Source organism: Pseudomonas sp. PS01299 (assembly GCF_029960145.1).
GTDB lineage: Bacteria > Pseudomonadota > Gammaproteobacteria > Pseudomonadales > Pseudomonadaceae > Aquipseudomonas > Aquipseudomonas putida_A.
In genome coordinates this window covers 1-21,189 of sequence record NZ_JASCPO010000098.1, presented here as the reverse complement: position 1 = coordinate 21,189, position 21,189 = coordinate 1, and the positions used below count along the sequence as shown (strand labels likewise).

Annotated in this window: 18 protein-coding genes; 6 read left to right on the top strand and 12 right to left on the bottom strand. The window is 59.9% G+C overall.

Annotated elements, in window-relative coordinates; all coding sequences use genetic code 11:
* Positions 1-108 precede the first annotated feature (108 nt).
* The gene (gene gloA, locus QMX91_RS17745) at positions 109-630 is read right to left on the bottom strand and encodes a lactoylglutathione lyase (protein ID WP_007963339.1); all 522 of its coding nucleotides are present in this window, start codon (positions 628-630) and stop codon (positions 109-111) included.
* 139 nt (positions 631-769) lie between these two features.
* Here gloA and QMX91_RS17740 point away from each other — a divergent pair, with 139 nt between their 5' ends.
* A complete protein-coding gene (locus QMX91_RS17740; RefSeq protein WP_282413115.1) occupies positions 770-1,288 on the top strand; it encodes a DUF4946 domain-containing protein in 519 nt (172 codons plus the stop codon).
* Between the two features lie 218 nt (positions 1,289-1,506).
* Here the strand turns inward: QMX91_RS17740 and QMX91_RS17735 are convergent, their stop codons facing one another.
* Entirely contained in the window at positions 1,507-1,872 is a 366-nt protein-coding gene (locus tag QMX91_RS17735; RefSeq protein WP_003224630.1) for a histone-like nucleoid-structuring protein, MvaT/MvaU family, read from the bottom strand.
* Positions 1,873-2,106: 234 nt separating this feature from the next.
* Positions 2,107-3,642 carry an EAL domain-containing protein gene (locus tag QMX91_RS17730; RefSeq protein WP_282413114.1) on the bottom strand — a complete coding sequence of 512 codons (1,536 nt, stop codon included), beginning with the start codon at positions 3,640-3,642 and terminating at the stop codon, positions 2,107-2,109.
* Positions 3,643-4,101: 459 nt separating this feature from the next.
* On the opposite strand from QMX91_RS17730, the gene hppD reads away from it, so the two are divergent.
* The gene (gene hppD, locus QMX91_RS17725; RefSeq protein ID WP_103368986.1) at positions 4,102-5,178 is read left to right on the top strand and encodes a 4-hydroxyphenylpyruvate dioxygenase; all 1,077 of its coding nucleotides are present in this window, start codon (positions 4,102-4,104) and stop codon (positions 5,176-5,178) included.
* Positions 5,179-5,357: 179 nt separating this feature from the next.
* Here hppD and rarD read toward each other — a convergent pair whose 3' ends face one another.
* The 4 genes from rarD to QMX91_RS17705 form a co-directional block, all read right to left on the bottom strand.
* Positions 5,358-6,239, bottom strand: a complete 882-nt coding sequence (rarD, locus tag QMX91_RS17720; protein ID WP_027611999.1) for an EamA family transporter RarD — start codon at positions 6,237-6,239, stop codon at positions 5,358-5,360.
* Between the two features lie 286 nt (positions 6,240-6,525).
* Positions 6,526-7,539, bottom strand: coding sequence for an aldo/keto reductase (locus QMX91_RS17715; RefSeq protein WP_282413113.1), 1,014 nt, complete (start codon positions 7,537-7,539; stop codon positions 6,526-6,528).
* Between the two features lie 68 nt (positions 7,540-7,607).
* Positions 7,608-8,507 carry a LysR family transcriptional regulator gene (locus tag QMX91_RS17710; protein WP_282413112.1) on the bottom strand — a complete coding sequence of 300 codons (900 nt, stop codon included), beginning with the start codon at positions 8,505-8,507 and terminating at the stop codon, positions 7,608-7,610.
* A 184-nt stretch (positions 8,508-8,691) separates the two neighbouring features.
* Complete coding sequence (locus QMX91_RS17705) at positions 8,692-10,002, bottom strand: MFS transporter (protein ID WP_282413111.1); 1,311 nt, start codon at positions 10,000-10,002, stop codon at positions 8,692-8,694.
* Between the two features lie 172 nt (positions 10,003-10,174).
* Here QMX91_RS17705 and QMX91_RS17700 point away from each other — a divergent pair, with 172 nt between their 5' ends.
* The 3 genes from QMX91_RS17700 (at position 10,175) to QMX91_RS17690 (ending at position 14,525) form a co-directional block, all read left to right on the top strand.
* Positions 10,175-11,293: a sugar diacid recognition domain-containing protein gene (locus tag QMX91_RS17700; RefSeq protein WP_098963959.1), complete on the top strand. Its 1,119-nt coding sequence runs from the start codon at positions 10,175-10,177 to the stop codon at positions 11,291-11,293.
* 217 nt (positions 11,294-11,510) lie between these two features.
* A complete protein-coding gene (locus QMX91_RS17695) occupies positions 11,511-12,653 on the top strand; it encodes a glycerate kinase (RefSeq protein WP_282413110.1) in 1,143 nt (380 codons plus the stop codon).
* 246 nt (positions 12,654-12,899) lie between these two features.
* A complete protein-coding gene (locus QMX91_RS17690; RefSeq protein ID WP_134786321.1) occupies positions 12,900-14,525 on the top strand; it encodes a methyl-accepting chemotaxis protein in 1,626 nt (541 codons plus the stop codon).
* Positions 14,526-14,593: 68 nt separating this feature from the next.
* Here QMX91_RS17690 and QMX91_RS17685 read toward each other — a convergent pair whose 3' ends face one another.
* Positions 14,594-15,325 carry a hypothetical protein gene (locus tag QMX91_RS17685; RefSeq protein WP_098963962.1) on the bottom strand — a complete coding sequence of 244 codons (732 nt, stop codon included), beginning with the start codon at positions 15,323-15,325 and terminating at the stop codon, positions 14,594-14,596.
* A gap of 232 nt (positions 15,326-15,557) precedes the next feature.
* On the opposite strand from QMX91_RS17685, the gene QMX91_RS17680 reads away from it, so the two are divergent.
* Positions 15,558-16,745 (top strand): aminotransferase class I/II-fold pyridoxal phosphate-dependent enzyme, encoded by a 1,188-nt coding sequence (locus QMX91_RS17680; RefSeq protein ID WP_098963963.1) that lies wholly within the window; start codon positions 15,558-15,560, stop codon positions 16,743-16,745.
* A 143-nt stretch (positions 16,746-16,888) separates the two neighbouring features.
* On the opposite strand, the gene QMX91_RS17675 is transcribed toward QMX91_RS17680, so the two are convergent.
* From QMX91_RS17675 to QMX91_RS17660, 4 genes are all read right to left on the bottom strand, one after another.
* Entirely contained in the window at positions 16,889-17,866 is a 978-nt protein-coding gene (locus QMX91_RS17675; protein ID WP_282413109.1) for a D-glycerate dehydrogenase, read from the bottom strand.
* Positions 17,867-17,880: 14 nt separating this feature from the next.
* Positions 17,881-19,179, bottom strand: coding sequence for an MFS transporter (locus QMX91_RS17670; protein ID WP_135295752.1), 1,299 nt, complete (start codon positions 19,177-19,179; stop codon positions 17,881-17,883).
* 96 nt (positions 19,180-19,275) lie between these two features.
* Entirely contained in the window at positions 19,276-20,283 is a 1,008-nt protein-coding gene (locus tag QMX91_RS17665; RefSeq protein WP_282413108.1) for a sugar kinase, read from the bottom strand.
* Positions 20,276-21,058 carry a TIM barrel protein gene (locus QMX91_RS17660; RefSeq protein ID WP_282413107.1) on the bottom strand — a complete coding sequence of 261 codons (783 nt, stop codon included), beginning with the start codon at positions 21,056-21,058 and terminating at the stop codon, positions 20,276-20,278. The genes QMX91_RS17665 and QMX91_RS17660 overlap by 8 nt, the downstream gene beginning before the upstream one ends.
* Positions 21,059-21,189: the final 131 nt, after the last annotated feature.

Sequence of the window (21,189 nt, the reverse complement as noted above, 5' to 3'; positions counted from 1 at the left end):
TTGTAGGAGTGAGCCTGCTCGCGATGGCGGCTGCACATTCAAAACATCATGGCCTGACACACCGCTATCGCGAGCAGGCTCACTCCTACAGGAGAAATTTGCAGTCAGTTACAGCGGCGCAGGCTGGATGATTTCAACCCAGTAGCCATCCGGGTCCTTGATGAACGCCAGGCTTTTCATACGGCCATCAGTCAGGCGCTTCTGGAAATCACAGCCCAGCTCTTCAAAACGTGCGCACGCGGCAACGATGTCTGGCACCGAGATGCAGATGTGGCCGAAACCGCGTGGGTCGGTGTTGCCATTGTGATAGGCGAAGTCGGCGTCGTTTTCGGTGCCGTGGTTGTGGGTCAGTTCCAGAATGCCGGGGATCGACTTCATCCATTCGGTGCGGGCGGCGGCGTCGGCCGGGATCTGCGCCTTGTCGACCAGCGCGAGGAAGTACAGGCTGAATTCGGCTTCCGGGAAATCACGCTTTTCCACCAGCGAGAAGCCCAGGACGCGGGTGTAGAAGTCCAGCGACTTGGTGATGTCCTTCACACGCAGCATGGTGTGGTTGAAGACGAAGTTGCGGGTTGCGCTGTCTGGAGTGGCGGTGACGCCGGGGAAAGTGTTCAGTTCGTGCAGGCTCATAGGCCCTCCGTAACAATGGGGCGAGTGAATGGGCGCAATGATACGCATGCGGGGCGGCATCGCCAAACCGAATGCGCGGCTTGCTCTGTGGGCGGCCGGGCCTCAGACTTTGCTGCTCAATCTGCGAGTGCCTCTGGTAATGATCCGACCGTTCAAAGCGCTGTTCGTTTGCCTTTTCTCGTCTTTGCTTGCCGCTCCTGCGCTGGCGGACCAGCCGAGCATCACTTGGCCTGCTGGCTGGGAAGTGGAGGCGCTACCCGATCAAGCCCCTCAGGTTTCGCGCCAGCGCGCGGTGAAAACCGACACCGACGGCAATCAGGTGATGGTGATGGAGTTGACCATGAGCCAGGTTGAGGCAGGCCATCAGGTCAATGTGCAGGGTGTCCTGCTGGAAATGCGCAAATCTATTCAGAAAGACTTCTTCCAGGGCGGCTATCAAAGCGTTTGCAACAAGATACATCCGGCAAAACTCGCCGCTCTGGATGCACTGGAGACCACCTGCACGATCACCGAAAACGGCCGTCATGTGTTGTCGCAAACATTGGTTGCTGCGGTCGCGAAGGATAAGGCTTATGTACTTTCTTACGCGGGTCAGGCTGAGGTTTATAAGGCGAGCGCCGAGGAAATAGTCGCAGTGAGAAACAGCTTGAAACTTTAAGCGTCTGTTTGCACCGCTACGGGTTTAGATACCCGAAGGAATTAAGCATAAAGTTTAGCGGTCGTTGCGGTTGCAACATCCCGGCGCAAAATGTTTAGCCTCACGGCTTGTAGGTGTTAAAGCAGATTGATAATTAGCGTGGCGGAAATCGTTGCTTTTGTTAGATATTGTCGAAAAAAAAGCCCTGCATAGAGCAGGGCTTGTTTGTTGACGCAAGATTAACCGCGCAACCAGGAATCGACGGTGGCAGCACCGTACTGTTCTTTCCAGGCTTTCAGGCCGCGGTGATTGCCGCCCTTGGTTTCGATCAGTTCACCGGTGTGCGGGTTCTGATAGACCTTGACCACGCGAGCGCGGCGGGTTTTCGGTGCGGCAGACACTTGCAGGCCGGACTTGGACGGGTTCGGATCGAGGATGGCGATGATGTCTTTCAGGCCTTTGCCGTAGGTTTTCATCAGCCCCTGGAGCTTTTCTTCGAATTCGATTTCTTTCTTGAGCCCGGCATCGTTCTTCAGCGATTCCAACTGCTTGAGCTGTTCCTGAAGGGCCTTTTCAGCTGCACGAAATTCAGCGAGTCTGGACAATATCTTTACTCCAATAGTGTGTTTGGCTGATACCAACCGCAAACAAAGCTATAAGCCAAGAGCCTTGAAGCGACTCGGTGATAATGGCTCACCTGCCAATCTTGCACAGGCTGAAAAAATTGTAGTAGTTAATGCGCCAAGAGTAAATCCTGATCTTGTCGTCATGTAACAACAGTGGTGTTTTGTATCAATTTGGTGCGTCCGGTCGCAGCGCCGGGCTTAATTTATTTTTAGTTAATGGTGACTTAATGCATCGATGAAGTCGGCGCCAGGCATGGGTTTTCCGAACAGATAGCCCTGCAGGAAGTTGACGTGGTGTGCGGTCAGATAGTCAGCCTGAGCCTGAGTTTCTACACCTTCGGCAACAATACCCAAATCGAGCTTGGCCGACAGTTCGATAATCGTGTCCAGAATATGCCGCGACAGCGCATCAATGCCGATCATCGCGACGAAACTCTGGTCGATCTTGAGAAAATCGACATTGAATGTTCGCAGGTAGCCCAGACTTGAATGGCCGGTACCGAAATCGTCGATGGCGATCATCACCCCCAGCGCGTGCAACTGCTCGAACAATAGGTGCGTGACATCGGTTGGCTCAATCAGCTCGCGCTCGGTCAGCTCCAGCACCAGGTTGATACTGCCGGGGGCAAAAGCAGCGAGAAACCCGCGACAGTCTTCCACCAGTTGCAGATCCTGGCAATGGCTGGCGGTGATGTTGATGCCGATGTGGAACGGTTTGTCGAACTCCGCCGACAACGGGCCGAGCAGGGCGGCTGTCTGCTGCATCAGCGAACGAGTCATGGGCACGATCAGGCCTGAATGTTCGGCAAACGGAATGAACAGATCCGGACGCACCAGACCCTCCTTGGGGTGATTCCAGCGCATCAGCACTTCAGCGCCGGACCATTTCCGGCTGTCGCCATGCACCACCGGCTGGAAGTAGGGAATGAATTCGCCAGCCTCCAGCGCGCGCAGCATCTCATGGCTGGGCGAAGTGGCGCGCCGTTGCAGGACATGGGCGATAGCGCCCGCGATCACCCCGAAAAATATCAGCAGACTGAACAGCGGCGGGTATTCGCCGGCCATGTAGCGCCACGTTTGCCCCTGCGGGAAGCCTGCACTGACACTGAAGGCATAGCGCGAAGACGCGAGCATACTCTGCGCCACCGGTAACGGCGGCAGGGCGCCTTGATGCACCTTGCCATCGACGGACAGCCAGTTATCGCCGACCTGCAACAACAGCAGCGTCTGCCGGCCGATCAGGCGCAGGATGTTGCTCAGGTGATAACCATCGAGGGTGGTCAGCGCGCCACCGCGACCTTCGCTGAGGCGATACACCAACAGCGCGGTTCTGGGCGTGACGGGGTTGCCATTCATCAACCACAGTTTGCCCTGCGTATAGTCACCCGGATTCACGGCCTCCTTGAACTCCCCGAACAGCGAGCTGCAATAGAGGTTGTTGTCCCACACCAGATTGGTCGAGCGTACAAAAGGTCGACGGGTCACCTGCTCACGCAAGGCCAGTTTGACGCTGTCGCAGGGCTGGCCGGCCAGGGGCAGCAGTTCGCTGGCGGCCTGGGCGGTGTTGTCGAGCATCAGTTCAAACTGGCGCAACGCCTCCTCGGCGGTATTTTGCGTGCTCTGTTGCAAGGTGCGTTCGGCTTGCAGATACAGAATCCCTGTGCCCAAAAGCACCGGCAGCAGGCCGCAAAGCAGGGTCACAATCATCCGCACGCTACGTTTGCGGCGGGGTTTGACAGTCAAGGGCATGGACGCGTCCTGTTGCGATGGAGTGAAACTCTCGAATGCAGGCTGGCAACGGCGCGCCTGTGAAAAACAGCGGAGTCAAAACGCATGATAGATGGCCGTTGCCGCTTGTGCCGCTTACAGGCGATTGATCTGCGGGGCGAGTGCGATACAGGCTCAGCTTGTTTACGTGTGCAACAAACCCCTTGCACCGATGCGAAAAAGGCGGATTTTATAGAGAGGGCAGACAACCCTATTTACGCTGTGTAGAATCGGGTTACGCATACAATAATAAACGTCTTCTGGCAGCAGAAGCCTCGCCCGCAAGAGCCTTGGGTCGACAATGAAGATATTCGGGTTTCAACTGATCTACGGTGACTTCCTCGCCCGCAGTGTGCGAGGCATCTCCTGCGCACCTCCCGCCGGTCTCAGCATTACTGACAAATAACTCTGGTTAATTGATAAGAATGATGAGGCGTCACCATGGCAGATTTATACGAAAACCCAATGGGCCTGATGGGCTTTGAGTTCATCGAGTTCGCATCGCCGACTCCTGGCACCCTGGAGCCGATCTTCGAGATCATGGGCTTCACCAAAGTCGCGACCCACCGCTCCAAGAACGTGCACCTGTACCGTCAGGGCGCGATCAACCTGATCCTCAACAACGAACCGCACAGTGTGGCCTCGTATTTCGCGGCCGAGCATGGACCGTCGGTGTGCGGCATGGCGTTCCGCGTGAAGGATTCGCAAAAGGCCTACAGCCGCGCATTGGAACTCGGTGCTCAGCCGATCCACATCGAAACCGGCCCGATGGAGCTGAACCTGCCAGCGATAAAGGGCATCGGCGGCGCGCCGCTGTACCTGATCGACCGTTTCGGCGAAGGCAGTTCGATCTATGACATCGACTTCGTGTTCATCGAGGGCGTTGATCGCAACCCGGTCGGTGCCGGTCTGAAGATCATCGACCACCTGACCCACAACGTGTACCGCGGCCGCATGGCCTACTGGGCCAACTTCTACGAGAAGCTGTTCAACTTCCGCGAGATCCGCTATTTCGACATCAAGGGCGAATACACCGGCCTGACCTCGAAAGCGATGACCGCACCGGACGGCATGATCCGCATCCCGCTGAACGAAGAGTCGTCCAAGGGCGCCGGGCAGATCGAAGAGTTCCTGATGCAGTTCAATGGCGAGGGCATTCAGCACGTGGCGTTCCTCACCGACGACCTGGTCAAGACCTGGGATCAGTTGAAGAAGATCGGCATGCGCTTCATGACCGCACCGCCGGACACCTACTACGAAATGCTCGAAGGCCGTCTGCCGAACCACGGCGAGCCGGTGGATCAACTGCAATCGCGCGGCATCCTGCTCGACGGCTCGTCGAACCCGGACGACAAGCGCCTGCTGCTGCAGATCTTCTCGGAAACCCTGATGGGCCCGGTGTTCTTCGAATTCATCCAGCGTAAAGGCGACGATGGTTTCGGCGAGGGCAACTTCAAGGCCCTGTTCGAATCGATCGAGCGTGATCAGGTGCGTCGTGGTGTGCTCGCAACCGAGTAATCCTCCACCAGAATGAAAAAATCCCGGCTTGCAGTCATGCACAGCCGGGATTTTTTTTTGCATCAGCAAAACTGTGGGAGCGGGCTTGCTCGCGAATTCGGTCTTTCGTTCAAGGTCTTTGTTGACTGAACTGACGCTTTTGCGAGCAATTCCGCTCCCACAGTAGTTTTGTGTTGCTTTTAAGACCTGCGTTGTCGCATCAGGTGTTTGAAGCCTTCGAAGATCAGCACCACAACGGCGAGCCAGATCGGAATGTAGGTCAGCCACTCGCCGGCCTTGATGCTTTCACCGAGCAACAGCGCCACGCCGAGCAGCAACACCGGCTCGACGTAACTGAGCAAACCAAACAGGCTGAACGGCAGCAAGCGGCTGGCAATGATGTACACCACCAGCGCCGAAGCACTGATCAGACCGAGCAGCGGAATCAGCCAGAGCAAGCCCGGATACTGATCGAACACGGCGAAACCTTGCTCACCACCGCGCACGAACCAGTACGCCACCGGCAGCATCAAGGTCATGTCGACCCACAGACCGCCCAGGTTGTCGGTCTTCAGGCGTTTGCGCAGGACGAAATACAGCGGGTAACCGACCACGACCACCAGGGTCGCCCAGGAAAATCCGCCGACCCGATACAGCTCGTTCGCCACGCCGAGAACGGCAAAGAACACCGCGATTTTCTGCAGGTACGACAGGCTGTCGCCGTACACAATGCGCCCGGTCAGTACCATCGCCAGCGGCAACAGGAAATAACCCAGCGACACATCGAGGCTGTAGCCGTTGAGCGGCGCCCACATGAACAGCCACAACTGCACGCCGAGCAAACCCGACGAAACAATCAGACCGCCAATCAGCTTTGGATAGCCCGCCACCTTGCGCAGCAACTCCAGCACCCGCCGCCATTCACCCGACACCAGCATGAACACGGTCATGCACGGCACGGTGAGCAGCATCCGCCAGCCAAAGATTTCCACGCCGCTCAACGGAGTGAGCAGCGAGGTGTAGTAATACATGACGGCAAACAGCACCGAAGCTGAAACCGATAGAGCGATACCTTTAGACAAACTGTCCTCGCGGATGGGTGATCAAACAGGGCGCGCAGGATACGTGGTTTTTGTGCTGAATATTGGCCGGGGCGGTCAATATTTTCTACATGAACCCAAAAGCCCCTCACCCTAACCCTCTCCCAGAGGGAGAGGGGACTGACCGTAGGGTCTCGCGACATTCAGCGATGTGAAAGTCCGAGTCGATTATGGATTCAACACAACAGCTTCAGGCAAAAGCGTAGCTTCAATATTCCCCGATCGGTTCCCTCTCCTCCGGGAGAGGGCTAGGGTAAGGGCGGGGGGCTCACGTCGAACGCGGTTTACGGCCCGACACAAAATGGCTCACATCGTTAAACCCCGGCGTCGAAGCATGCCCCGGCGTCACCAGCGAGTCGATAAACGCTTCATCCTCCGCCGTGATCTGCACCGCCTGCGCCTTGGTATAAGCATCCCACTGTTGTTCGGTGCGCGGCCCGACAATCGCCGAGGTCACCGCGCTGTTGTTCAGCACCCAGGCAATCGCGAATTCGACAATCCCGACGCCACGGCCCTGGGTGTACTGCTGAATCTGCTGGGCGATGCGCAGCGATTCCACGCGCCATTCGGTTTCCAGAATGCGTTTGTCATGACGCCCGGCGCGGCTGTTGGCGTCGGGAGTGGCGTCGGGTGCGTACTTGCCGCTGAGCACGCCGCGAGCCAGCGGGCTGTAAGGCACCACGCCGAGGCCATAGGTTTGCGCGGCGCTGATCTGCTCGGTCTCGGCCTGGCGGTTGACGATGTTGTACAGCGGCTGACTGATCACCGGGCGGTCGATACCGAGCTTGTCAGCGATGCGAATCACCTCGGCGATGCGCCAGCCGCGATAGTTCGACAGGCCCCAGTAACGGATCTTGCCCTGACGAATCAGGTCGCCGATCGCCGACACCGTGACTTCCAGCGGCGTGTTGTGGTCTTCGCGGTGCAGGTAATAGATGTCGAGATAGTCGGTGCCAAGACGGGTCAGGCTGGCCTCCAGACCATTGAAGATGTGCTTGCGGCTCAAGCCGCTGCGGTTCGGCACGCCGTCCGCCGGGCCGAAACCGACCTTGGTTGCCAACACCCATTCGTGCCGATGGCGGGCGATCGCCTCGCCGACGATTTCTTCCGAGCGGCCGTTGGTGTAGACGTCGGCGGTGTCGATGAAATTGATGCCCTGATCCCAGGCCTTGTCGATGATGCGCAGCGAGTCCTCGGCGCTGGTCTGCTCGCCAAACATCATCGTGCCGAGGGTGAGGGTGGACACCTGCAACCCCGAGTGCCCCAGTGTGCGGTAGCTCATGCCGAAATCCTTTTATCGGTGGGAAAACTCCAATCAAATACCAGAAGCATCCGACGGGGCAAAGTGAATTATCGGCTGAGCGCTGCGCAACGCGTCTGCAAAAACGCCTGCAACACCCGAACGCGTTCGGACACCTGCACCCGATGCGGACACAGCAGATTGAACGGCACGCTCTCGCCATGCCAGTCATCAAACAGCGTCAGCAGGCGTCCGCCGCGCACATCCTCGGCGACGTCCAGCCAGGCTTTGTAGGCAATGCCATGCCCGGCCAGGGCCCAGCGCCGCGCGACTTCGCCGTCATCGCTGAAGTAATCGCCGTGGACTTCCACTTCCAGCGTTTCGTCCTCGCGACTGAAATGCCAGGTGTTGTAGGGCCGACCATTGCGCAGGTAGAGCAGGGCGCTGTGTTCGCGCAGTTCGCCGGGATGTTGCGGTGTGCCATGGCGGGCGAGATAGTCCGGGCTGACGCAGGCAACGCGGCGATGCGCCGGCAGAATTGGCAACGCTACCAGCGTCGAATCACTGGGCACACCAAAGCGCAGCGCGACATCCACGGTTTCGCGGAACAGATCGGCGTGCCGATCGTTGAGCAGCAATTGCAGCTGGATATTCGGGTGCGCACGTTTGAAGTCGTCCAGCCACGGCAACAACACGTTGCGCCCGAAGTCCGAGGGCGCCGCCAGTTGCAGCACACCACTGAGGCCTTCGCCGTGTTGCTTCAGTGCCTGCTCACCTTCGGCCAGGGCGGACAGGGCGATGCGTACGCTGTCGAGATAACGCCGACCTTCTTCGGTCAGGCGCATGCTGCGCGTAGAGCGCGCGAGCAGGCGGATACCGAGGCGGGTTTCCAGGCGCTTCAAGGCGATGCTTGCGGCGGCCGGCGTCAGTTCAAGCGTGCGGGCAGCGGAAGAAATACTGCCGGAGTCGGCCACGCGGACGAAGATCTCCAGATCGAGAATCGAGCTCATTGGTAAAAATCCTTTAAAGATTCGTGCGTTTTTGCGGGATTTTTCCGTGATTGGCAAGTTCGGGCGTTGCAATCAGTGAGCAAAAAAAGATCGCAGCCTGCGGCAACTCCTACAGGGAAACGCGTATTTCCATGCATGTAGGAGCTGCCGCAGGCTGCGATCTTTTGATCTTGATGCGTGATGATTAAGCCCGCAGCGTCCGCGTCATGCGCAACGCCAGCAAGCTGCCGCCGACAATCACCCCCGCCAGCAAATACAACGCCGCATCGGTCGAACCGGTGCTTTCCTTGACCCAACCCACCAGGTACGGGCTGAGGAAACCGGCCATTTGCCCCATCGAGTTGATCAACGCCAGACCACCGGCCGCGGCGCCCGCGCTCAACAGGGCAGTCGGCACTGGCCAGAACATCGGCAGACCGGTCAGCGCGCCCATGGTGGCAATGGTCAGGCCGAGGATGGCGATGGCCGGGTTGGCGGCGAAGTTCACCGCGATCAGCAGACCGAGCGCGCCCATCAGCATCGGCACCACCAAGTGCCAGCGCCGTTCTTTGCGCAAGTCCGCCGAACGCCCGACCAGCAACATGAACACCGCCGCCAGCAGGTAAGGAATCGCACTCAGCCAGCCAATCACCAGGTTGTCGCTGAAGCCTAGGTTCTTGATGATCGACGGCAGCCAGAAGTTGATCGCGTACACGCCGCTCTGGATGCAGAAGTAGATCAGGCCAAAGGCCCAGATCGCCGGGTTCTTGAACACCGCGAGCAGTGAGTCGGAAGTGGTTTTCGGTTTGTTCGCCAGGTCTTCGGCCTGATCCGCCTCAAGCACCGCGCGCTCATGCGGACTCAGCCACTTGGCATTGGCGAAGTTGTCGCTGAGCAGGAAATAGGCGAGGGCGCCGAGGATCACGGTCGGAATACCTTGCAGCAGGAACATCCACTGCCAGCCGGCCAGTCCACCTTGCCCGGCGGCGAAGTGATTGAGGATCCAGCCGGAGAATGGGCTGCCGAGCAGGCCCGAGACCGGGATCGCCGACATGAACAGTGCCATGATCCGCCCACGGCGGAACGTCGGGAACCACTGCGAGAGGTACAGCACCACACCCGGGAAGAACCCGGCTTCGGCCGCACCGGTGAACAGGCGCAGGGTGTAGAACTGGGTCGGGGTGGTGACGAACAACAGGCAGGTCGACAGCGTGCCCCAAGTGATCATCATCAGGGCGATCCAGCGGCGCGGGCCGAATCGGGTCAGCGCCAGGTTGCTCGGCACGCCGCACAGCACGTAGCCGATGAAGAAGATCCCGGCACCGAGGCCGTAAACGGTTTCACTGAACTTCAATGCGTCGAGCATCTGCAGTTTGGCGAAGCCAACGTTGACCCGGTCGAGGTAGTTGAACAGGTAGCAGATGAAGATGAAGGGGATCAAACGCAGGGTGATGCGTTTGTAGACGGCGTTTTTACCGTCGTCGATGGTCTGGGTAGCTGCGGCGCTCTGCGACATAGCGGCTCTCTCTTTATTATGATTTTTTGCGATGCACAGGTTAACGTTGATCGCCCCGAGAGTCTCGGCCACCTGTGGCCGGATTGTCTTTGTGCCTGAGCACAGGGTTTGCCGCCAGACCCTGTGCGGGTGAACAACCGTCCGCCGCCGCTGCTTAAGGATTTTGCCGATCATGTTCGAACTCGATCACGACCTCGCTCAGGATATCGTCGACCGGGCCATGGCCATTTTGCCCTACAACGTCAACGTCATGGACAGCCAGGGCCTGATCCTTGGCAGCGGCGAGCTGGAGCGCATCAACACCCGTCACGAAGGTGCGCAACTGGTGCTGGCCAACGGGCGGGTGGTAGAGATCGATGCACAAACCGCCGTGCATTTGAAGGGTGTGCAGCCGGGGATCAACCTGCCGCTGATGCTCGATCAACGCCTGATCGGCGTGCTCGGTATTACCGGCGAACCGGAGCAACTGCGCACCTACGCCGAACTGGTGCGCATGACCGCCGAAATGCTCGTCGGCCAGCGCAACCAGCAGGCCGAGCAGCAATGGCGGCGCCAGCGTTGCGATGACCTGTTGGCGTTGCTGTTGAGCGAAGCCGGCGACTCGCCGCGGCTGGTCGATGAGGCGCAGCAACTGGGGCTCAAGCCGCAGTTGACCCGGGTGCCGTATCTGTTCGAACTGGGTCTGGAGCATGGGCCGGGGCAAACCGTCGAGGCGTTGAGCGCGTGGCTGACCTCGCGCTATCCGGACAGCTGGTGCGTGAGTTCGGCCAAGTCGTCGCTGCTGTGGTGCCGACCCGCAAGTCAAACGGTTGAGCATGATCGCCTGCTGGAAAAACTCGATGGCCTCGGCTGGAACATTCTGCGCATCGCTGTGGGCGGGCAGGCGGATGGGCTGGCCGGGTTACGCCGCTGTTATCGGCGGGTTGGCGATCTGCTGGCTTATGGCCGGGAAGTGCTGCCGAATTCGCGCTTGCTGACGCTCAATCGCTATCGCTTGCCGGTGATGCTCTGGCGCCATCGCAACGATGATGCGCTGGATGAATTGCTCAAACCGTTGCGCAAAGTTATCGCCAAGGACGGCAATGGCCAGTTGCTCGCGACCCTGCGCAGTTGGTGTGAACACGACGGGCAGAGTCAGGCCTGCGCCGATGCGCTGGGCATTCATCGCAACAGCTTGCGTTATCGAATGGAGCGGATTGCTGAGTTGAGCGGGGTTGATCCGCTGAAACTCGACGGGATGCTGGCGCTATATCTCGGGGTGCAATTGCTGCCGCACATTGATCCGGGCTGATCGGATGTTTTCACCGACGCCATCGCGAGCAGGCTCACTCCTACAGGGGAACGCATTTCAAATGTAGGAGTGAGCCTGCTCGCGATAGGGCCACTACATTCATCCCCAAGGCTTTTGTAGAAATGAACAATAAACGCCCACCGCGCTTGTGCAGCGGACAGGCGTCAATGCGCAGGCCGACTGGCAGCATGAACGGCATTGGAACTGGAGAATTCGCATGAAGATCGTCATCGCCCCCGATTCGTTCAAGGACAGCCTAAGTGCCCAAGGCGTTGCCGAGGCCATTGCGCTGGGGCTGGCGCAAGTCTGGCCGCAAGCAACACTGGTCAAATGCCCGATGGCCGACGGCGGCGAGGGCACGGTGGAATCGATTCTCGCCGCATGCGAGGGTGAACTGCGCCGCACCCGAGTACGCGGGCCGCTGGGTGCGCCGGTCGACGCCGCGTGGGGCTGGTTGCCACACAATCACACCGCGATCATCGAAATGGCCGAGGCCAGTGGTTTGCAATTAGTGCCTACGGGGCAACGCGATGCCTGCATCACCAGCACTTTCGGCACCGGCGAACTGATTCGCGCCGCGCTGGATGCCGGCGCGCAACGGGTGATTCTGGCGATTGGCGGCAGCGCCACCAACGACGGCGGCGCCGGCGCGATGCAGGCGCTTGGGGTGAAATTGCTCGATGCGCAGGGTCAGCCATTGGTGCCGGGCGGCTTGGCGCTGGCACAACTGGCGCGACTGGACTTGAGCGAGCTTGATCCGCGTCTGGCCCACGTGCGCTTCGACATCGCCGCCGACGTCAACAACCCGCTGTGCGGCCCGCACGGGGCCTCGGCGATTTTCGGCCCGCAAAAGGGCGCTTCACCGGCACACGTGCAGCAACTGGATCAGGCGCTGGGGCATTTCGCCGAGCTCTGCGCGCAAGCGTTGGGCAAGGACGTTCGCGATGAGCCGGGCAGTGGTGCGGCGGGGGGATTGGGTTTTGCGGCCAAGGCGTTTCTCGGTGCGCAATTTCAGGCCGGCGTGGAAGTGGTTGCCGAACTGGTGGGGCTGGCCGAAGCGGCAAACGGCGCCGTCCTGGTGATCACGGGAGAAGGGCGCTTCGACGCGCAGACCTTGCGCGGCAAGACCCCGTTCGGCGTGGCGCGGATTGCCAAGCAGCACGGCGTGCCGGTGATCGTCATCGCCGGCACCTTGGGTGAGGGTTATCAGGAACTCTACGAGCACGGCATCGACGCCGCATTCGCCGTCACCAGCGGCCCGATGACCCTGGAGCAGGCCTGTGCCGAAGCTCCACGCTTGTTGCGCGAACGGGCGACTGACATCGCCCGCGTCTGGCAGATGGCCAAACTCAATAGCTGATTGCGTGAAGATGTTGTGGAGAGGGGATAAATCCCCTCTCCACAGGGGGTTAGTGTCAAGGTGTTTCAGCGCTGAAACACCTTGAAAAATATTTTCGCTTTACACGAAATCTTCCTAAAGCCCCGCCGATACAGAGATCAGGCGCACACAGATTCCCTCGAACAGTGACGCCTGACTGGTCCCGCCCCCAAGGGCCAGTGATGACGGCACGGACGCTCGCAGCTACCTCTATCCGAGAGTCCAACCATGTCCTTGCGTAACCTGAATATCGCGCCCCGTGCCTTCCTCGGTTTTGCCTTTATCGCCTTGCTGGTGATTGTCCTTGGTGTGTTCGCCGTCAACCGCATGTCGACCATCCGCCAGGCTTCCATCGACATGGAGACCAATCAACTGCCCAGCGTCACCTACCTTGGCGTGGTCACGGAAAACGTTCTGCGCCTGCGGATTCTGTCGTTCCGGATTCTGGTCAACCGCGACCCGGCAGGTCTGCAAGAAGCGCAAACACGCATCGGCGTGCTGGTGGACAAGGTGCGCAGTGCTCAGGCCAGTTACGCCGCGTTGCCGGCAGAGAGCGAAGAGCGTGCGTTGTATCAGACGTTCGCGACCACGCTCGACAACTACCTGCAAGCGCAAAACCAGATGATGGAGCTGTCGCGTCAGGACAAGGTCGACGAGATGCGCACCTTGATCAACACGCGGATCAAGGACGGCACCGACCAGATGGGCGAACAACTGAACAAGCTGATCGCAATCAACGCGGCGGGCGCGAAAGTCGCCTCCAATCAGGCCGGTGAACATTACGACAGCGCCATTACCGGCATCATCGTTGTTGCCGTGGTCGCCGCGCTCGCCACGGTACTGCTGGCCCTGTTGCTGACTCGCAGCATCGTCACCCCATTGAATCGTGCCGTACAGGCTGCGCAAACCATCGCCGGCGGCAACTTGACCCAGTCCATCGAAGTCGATGGCAAGGACGAAGCCACCCAACTGCTGCAAGCCCTGTCCACGATGCAGATCAACCTGCGCAAAACCATCGAACAGATCGCCGGCTCCGCGACTCAGTTGGGCGCGGCGGCCGAAGAGTTGAGCGCTGTCACCGAGGAGGCTTCCCGTGGCCTGCAACAGCAGAACAACGAGATCGAACAAGCCGCCACCGCCGTCAACGAAATGACCGCCGCTGTGGAAGAAGTCGCACGTAACGCGGTCTCGACCTCCGAAGCCTCGAACCAGTCGACCCAGGCCGCCCGCGAAGGTCGCGATCAAGTGGTGAAAACCGTCGACGCGATCCAGACCATGACCCATGACGTGCAGAGCACCGCGCAAATGATCGAAGGCCTCGCCGCGCAGGGTCGTGACATCGGCAAGGTGCTGGATGTGATCCGCGCCATCGCCGAACAGACCAACCTGCTGGCCCTCAACGCGGCGATCGAAGCAGCGCGTGCCGGTGAGGCCGGACGCGGTTTTGCGGTGGTAGCGGACGAAGTACGCGCCTTGGCCCATCGCACTGCGCAATCGACTCAGGAAATCGAAAAAATGGTCGCCGGCATCCAGAACGGTACCGGCGAAGCGGTGTCGTCGATGCAGCAAAGCAACCAGCGCACCCAGACCACTCTGGAAATGGCCCGCGCTGCGGGTGTGGCGCTGGAGCAAATCACCCAGTCGATCCACCAGATCAACGAACGCAACCTGGTGATCGCCAGTGCCTCGGAAGAACAGGCGCAGGTCTCGCGTGAGGTCGACCGCAACCTGGTCAACATCCGTGATCTGGCCACGCAGTCCGCCGCCGGCGCGAATCAGACCAGCGCCGCAACCCATGAACTGTCGCGTCTGGCGGTGGATTTGAATGCCATGGTGGCGCGGTTTGTGATTTGAGAAATACGCAGTTGCCTGATGTGGGCCGAACCAGATGAGTGTTCGGCCCACCTCGAAGAGTCAGCGCTTCAAGACAGGTCCACTTTGACTTGCTTAAACGAAGACTGTTGCCCAAGGTTTCCTGCACGATCGCGCAGCCTGTAAAACGCGAACATCGTGCCGGAACCTATCTCACGGATAATCGCGCCACTCAGTTTGATAACGGTACGTGAAGTTGCGTCATGCACCGTTTCAATGATGACTGGCTCCGCCGCAAGTGAGCCAAAGTGAAATTCGATGCTGTCGCAGGCTCGCTGCTGCATATAGATGGCAATGGTTACCAGAACTTCATCATTGTGGGCGGCGAGATACTGCGGTGTGATCCCCTCACTGTCGATTTCTGGTGGAAATTGCGGAGGTTCTCCCGGATTGCCGAAGTTGGGAGCCGTTAGATCGACCGTAATCGGCGTGCTCGCGGCCATGTCTTCATTCCCGCCAATATCGAGGATGTATGAAACCTCATATACGCCTTCTTGTACCAGGTGTGCCTCAGGAATATGGGCCTCGAATGGGAAAAGCGCCGGGTCGATGGGTGTCGTAAAAGGATAGTCCGCCACCCTATTCCCGTTTAACAACAGCCTTAACAGTACGGGCACGCCTGGATCAGAAGGTGAACTATACCATTCTGGAATTAACACTTTCAGAGGAGATACCAATGCACTCAATGGCAACAGGTTAACCTGACTGCCAGGGAAATTGGGTAGCGCATCGGGGATTTCCGGTGCGTCCAATAAGAGGATTTTTTCATTCAGATTCGTCATCGTTTCAACACTCCGTCGTTTCGATTAGAGGGGGCCGCAGTTGTTTCCTCATGTTGATTAAGCGAGCGTTTGTGAAGTGGGTCTACTGTCAACTCTGACAGGTAGTCAGTCGACTGCTAATCGACCACTGTACGAAGTTCTTCTTTAAATTCATCCAAAGGACAAAGCGGCTGGCGCGGTTTGTGATTTGACCTAGGGTGAAGGCTGGAGACCGCGCAATCAGGAGACGTGCATGCGCTATTCAGCCTTGACCCAACGCATCGCCGGGGAGGGAGCCGCTGCCTGGCAGATTCATGACCGAGCGCTGGAGCTGCGCGCCGAGGGCGTCGATATCCTGCTGCTGAGCGTGGGGGATCCGGATTTCGATACGCCGCTGCCGATCATTCATGGCGCCATCGACAGTCTGCTGGCCGGCGATACGCATTATTCCGAAGTGCGTGGTCGCTTGGCGCTGCGCAAATTGATCGCCGCCCGCCACCAGCGGCGCAGCGGTCAGGTGGTGGATGCCGAGCACGTGATCGTGCTGCCCGGCGCGCAATGCGCGGTGTATTCGGTCGCGCAATGCCTGCTGGATCCGGGTGACGAAGTGATCGTCGCCGAGCCGATGTACGTGACCTATGAGGGTGTGTTCGGCGCGTGCGGCGCGACAGTGGTGCCGGTGCCGGTCAGGCCGGAGAATGGCTTTCGCGTTGACCCCGCCGATGTCGCCGCGCGGATCACGCCGAAGACCCGCGCGATGTTGCTCAACAGTCCGAATAATCCTTCCGGCGCGAGCCTGTCGCTGCTGATCTGGCAAGAGCTGGCGGCGCTGTGCGTGCGCCACGATTTGTGGCTGATCAGCGACGAGGTCTACAGCGATCTGCTGTACGAGGGCGAGCACATCAGCCCGGCGAGCCTGCCGGGCATGGCCGAACGCACGGCAACCATCAACAGCCTGTCGAAATCCCATGCCATGACCGGCTGGCGCATTGGCTGGTCGATCGGGCCGAAGGTGCTGGCCGAGCATCTGGTGAACCTGTCGTTGAGCATGCTGTTCGGTCTGCCGGATTTCGTGCAGAAAGCAGCGGAGGTCGCGTTGGCAAGCGATCTGCCGGAGGTGACGCAGATGCGCGAGGAATATCGGTTGCGCCGCGATCTGGTGTGCGAGCGTTTGCGCGGTTGCCCGGGGTTGCAGCCGATCCGGCCCGATGGCGGGATGTTCGTGATGGTCGATGTGCGCCAGACCGGGTTTGGCGCGCAGGGGTTTGCCGAGCGCTTGCTGGAAGGTTATGGGGTCTCTGTGCTGGCTGGCGAAGCGTTCGGGCCGAGTGCGGCGGGGCATATTCGCATCGGGCTGGTGCTGGATCGAGTGCAGCTGGCGGATGCCTGTACGCGGATTGCGTTGTGTGCGGTGCAGCTGTTGCAGGCGCGTAGTGCCTGACAGTGTTGTGTTGCCTGAACTGGCCTCTTCGCGAGCAAGCCCGCTCCCACAGTGGATGGGTGTGTACATAATGTTATCTGTACACACCGAACCCTGTGGGAGCGGGCTTGCTCGCGAATGCAATCTGCCATTCAGCGCATTTTTCAGCCCTGCCAAGCCACCGGATTCACCAGATTCACCGGCTTCTCCCCAGCCAAAGCCGCCAGCAGATTGTCCACCGCACACCGAGCCATCGCCTCGCGTGTCTCATGCGTCGCCGAACCCATGTGCGGGGTTGCCACCACATTATTCAGCTGCAACAACGGCGAATCATGATTCAGCGGTTCACGCTCGAACACATCCAGCCCCGCTGCGCGAATCCGCTGATGGCGCAACGCGTCGATCAGCGCCGCTTCATCCACCACTTTGCCGCGCGAGATATTGATGAAGATGCTCTCGGGGCGCATCAACGCAAACTGCTCGGCGCCAATCAGGCCTTCGGTCTGCGCAGTCAGCGGCAGGGTCAGGCAGATGAAATCGGCCTCTTGCAGCAGCGCTTCCAGGCTGCGGTACTGCGCCGCAAAACGCGTCTCGACTGCCGGTTTGCGCGACTGGCTGTGATAGAGCACCGGCATGCCAAAACCGAAATGCCCGCGCTGCGCCAGCGCTTCGCCGATACGGCCCATGCCGATGATGCCCAGGGTCTTGCCATGCACATCGGTGCCGAAATGCGCCGGGCCGATGTTGCGATGCCATTGGCCGCTGCGCACCATGTTCGCCAGTTCCACCACGCGCCGGGCCGTGGCGAGGATCAGCGCGAAACCGGTGTCGGCGGTGGTTTCGGTGAGCACGTCCGGGGTGTTGCTCAGGAGGATCTCGCGCCGCGTCAGGTAGTCGATGTCGTAGTTGTCGACACCCACTGAGACACTGGCGATGGCCTCAAGCTGCGGCGCCAGATCGAGCAGCGCGGCGTCGAGTTTCAGGCTGGCGCCGAGTAAACCGTGGGCGCCGGGCAGGGCGTCGCGTAGCTTCATCAGGCCGTCGGCGTCGAGGCTTTCGATCAGCGTTACTTCACACTGTTGCTGCAGACGCGTCATCAGCGCTGGCGACAGTTTCTTGTACAGCACGACTTGCTTTTTCATGGGCAAAAATCTCTTCAGGAGTGCGCCGGCACGGGACGCGTGACTACGGCTTTGGCCACGACACGATCACTGGCGCCAGGCTTGAGAAAAATCGTCAGCACCACCGACAGCAGCAACGCGCCGCTCATCAGCAGGTACGAAGCACCGGGCGAACCGGTGGAGCTGTTCAGGTAGCCGACCAGGTACGAGCCGCCGAACGAACCGAGCGCGCCCATGCTGTTGATCAGCGCCATGGCACCGCCGGCGACGTTGGCCGGCAGGATCTCCGGAACGATGGCGAAGAACGGCCCGTAAGGTGCGTACATGCAGGCACCGGCGATCACCAGCAGTGTGTACGACCACCAGAAATGTTCCGCGCCCAAGGCGTAGGAACCGTAGAACGCAATGGAGGCGATCAGCAGTGGCGGCCAGACGAAGCGTTTACGCTTCTGCAGTTTGTCCGAGCCCCACGACACCGCGAGCATGCCGATCACCGCCGCCAGATACGGCAGCGCCGACAGCCAGCCGGCCTCGATCATGTCCATTTGCGCGCCGGCCTTGAGGATCGACGGCAGCCACAGCACGAAGCCGTAGACGCCGATGCTCCAGCAGAAAAACTGCAGCGCCAGAATGATCACCTTCGGCGAGCGGAACGCTTCGGCGTAGTTCTTCACCGCTTTGATCCCGACCTGTTCGGCGGCGAGAGCGCTTTCCAGGTCGTGCTTTTCCTGTTCGCTCAGCCACTTGGCCTGAGCAGGACGATCATCGGCCAGCTTCCACCAGATAAACGCCCAGATCACCGCCGGCAAACCTTCGATGATGAACATCCAGCGCCAGCTGAAGTGCTGCACCAGATAGCCCGAAACCACCGACATCCACAGCATCGTTACCGGGTTGCCGAGGATCAGAAAGGTGTTGGCCCGCGAGCGTTCGGCGCGAGTGAACCAGTGGCACAGGTAAACCAGCATCGCCGGCATCACCGCGGCTTCTACCACACCGAGCATGAAGCGAATCACGATCAGCCAGTAGGCGTTCGACACCACGCCGGTCAGGGTGGCGAGGCCGCCCCAGAAAATCAGGCTGAAGAAGATCAGCTTTTTCACGCTGTGCTTCTGCGCGTAGATCGCTCCCGGTACCTGGAAGAAAAAGTAACCGAGGAAGAACAGCGCCCCGAGCAATGACGACAGGCCCGGGGTGATCATCAGGTCGGCAGCCATGCCGGAGGCGGCGGCGAAGCCGTAGTTGGCGCGATCCAGATACGCCAGGCTGTAGGTGATGAACACGATCGGCATGATGTACCACCAGCGGCGGGCGGCGAGGGTTACGGTTTTCATGGTGTTGCTCCTGAGCTTGTTGTTTTTGTCGCAGCAGGTTCAATTAATGGGTTGTCTGAGCGGGCCTCATCGCGAGCAGGCTCACTCCTACAAGGGTTATGTGTTTGCCGCTGCAGCTGTGACTGGCGGAGATCCACTGTAGGAGTGAGCCTGCTCGCGATCAGCGGCCTCGAATTCAACGATGAGTTCAGACCGGGTCGGCAACCCCTCCATGTCCCCGCGACTCTGCACCGCCCGACTGCCAATCCAGTTCGCGCGTTGCACCGCCTCGGCAAAACTCTGATGCTCCAGCAGGGCACTGATCATGCCAACCGCAAAGCCATCACCCGCACCCACGGTGTCGACCACGTTGGCCACCGGCACCCCGGCGACAAACCCCTGATCCAACTGCGTGCGGTAATAGGCACCTTGCGGCCCAAGCTTGATCGCCACGGCTTCGGCGCCCTGATCGAGATAAAACGCCGCGATGTCCGCCGGATCTTCGAACCCGGTCAGCAAGCGACCTTCGCTCAAACCCGGCAGTACCCAGTGAGCGAGGGCGGCGAGGCGGTTGATCTCGCGGATCATCTCTTGCTCAGAGGCCCACAGGCTCGGGCGCAGATTGGGGTCGAACGACACGCTGCGCCCGGCATGACGCATGCGTGTCATCAGCTCGAACGACATTTCCCGCGCACTGGCCGACAGTGCCGGTGGAATCCCGGTGGCGTGCAGGTGGCGGGCACTGAGCAAAGTGTCGCTGATCGACTGTACGGACAGATGACTGGCCGCCGAGCCACGGCGGAAATACTCGACCTGCGGGTCGCTGCCGTCGTCGTTACGCGACTTGAACTGGAAACCGGTCGGGTGCTGGTGATCGACCGCGACGTGACTGCAATCCAGACCTTCCTTGATCAAGGTCTCGACTACAAAACGTCCGAGGGAATCGGCGCCGACCCGGCTCAGCCACGCGACGTTGAAACCCAGCCGCGACAGGCCGATCGCCACATTGCTGTCGGCGCCGGCAATGCGTTTGTGAAAATGCTCGACCGCAGCCAGATCTCCGGTGTGCTCGGCGACCAGCATCGCCATGGTTTCGCCGAACGACAGAATATCGATGTCAGACATGGGCAGGCTCCAGACGCGATTGACCAAGGCGGGCGAGGGCGGCGACGTGCTCGGTGGTCAGTGCCACCAGGTCATCGCCCTGCAACGGGTATTCGGCGGCACGCATAACGCCTTGGGCCATGTGCCGCAGCAGTTGTTCCCACAAATGCAGGTCGCTGACGGCGGGCGGCACGGCGACCAGTTTGCCGTCGGCGCGGCGGGCCACGGCTTTGCAGTGCACGTAGCCGACGTGGCGTCCGAGCAGGCGTGCGGCGCTGGCGGCGGACTGGTCTTGCCACTGCCAGTTGCCGATGTCGAAGGTCATCTTGATCGGCAAATCATGCTGCTCCACCGCCGCGAAAAAACGCTGGAACGGCTCGATGCGGCCGCCCTGCAAGGTCTGGTCGTTTTCCACCAGCAGTTGCACCGGGCTGGCGCCGAGCAGCTGTTTCAGCGCCTGCAAATCACAGTTGTCGGTGAAGTAACCGAGCGAGACTTTCAGCCATTTCGAGCCGAATGCCTCTGCGCGTTGCAGGGCGTTGATCAGCTCGGGATTGGGCCGCGCCTGACCGGCGAGCCACAGTTCGCTCGGCGACGAATAGATGCTTTGCAGTCCCTGCGCCCGAGTGGCGGCTTGCAGTTGCTCGGGCACTTCGCGAGTCAGCAGCTCTTCGCGCCATTCGATGCGATCAGCGCCAGCGGCGGCCAGCACATCGATGAAGAAGTCCTGCCCGCGTTGGCGCACAAGCTCGGCGCCGTAGCTGGACAGGCTGATGGAAACGGCAGGTTTATTCATTGTTATCTACCTCTGAAACCGGTTTCATTTTTGTTCAAAAAAATCTGGTTGATCTTCGTCGGGCGTTCGGGCGCCATCGCGAGCAGGCTCACTCCTACATTTGGAATGCGCTCCCCCTGTAGGAGTGAGCC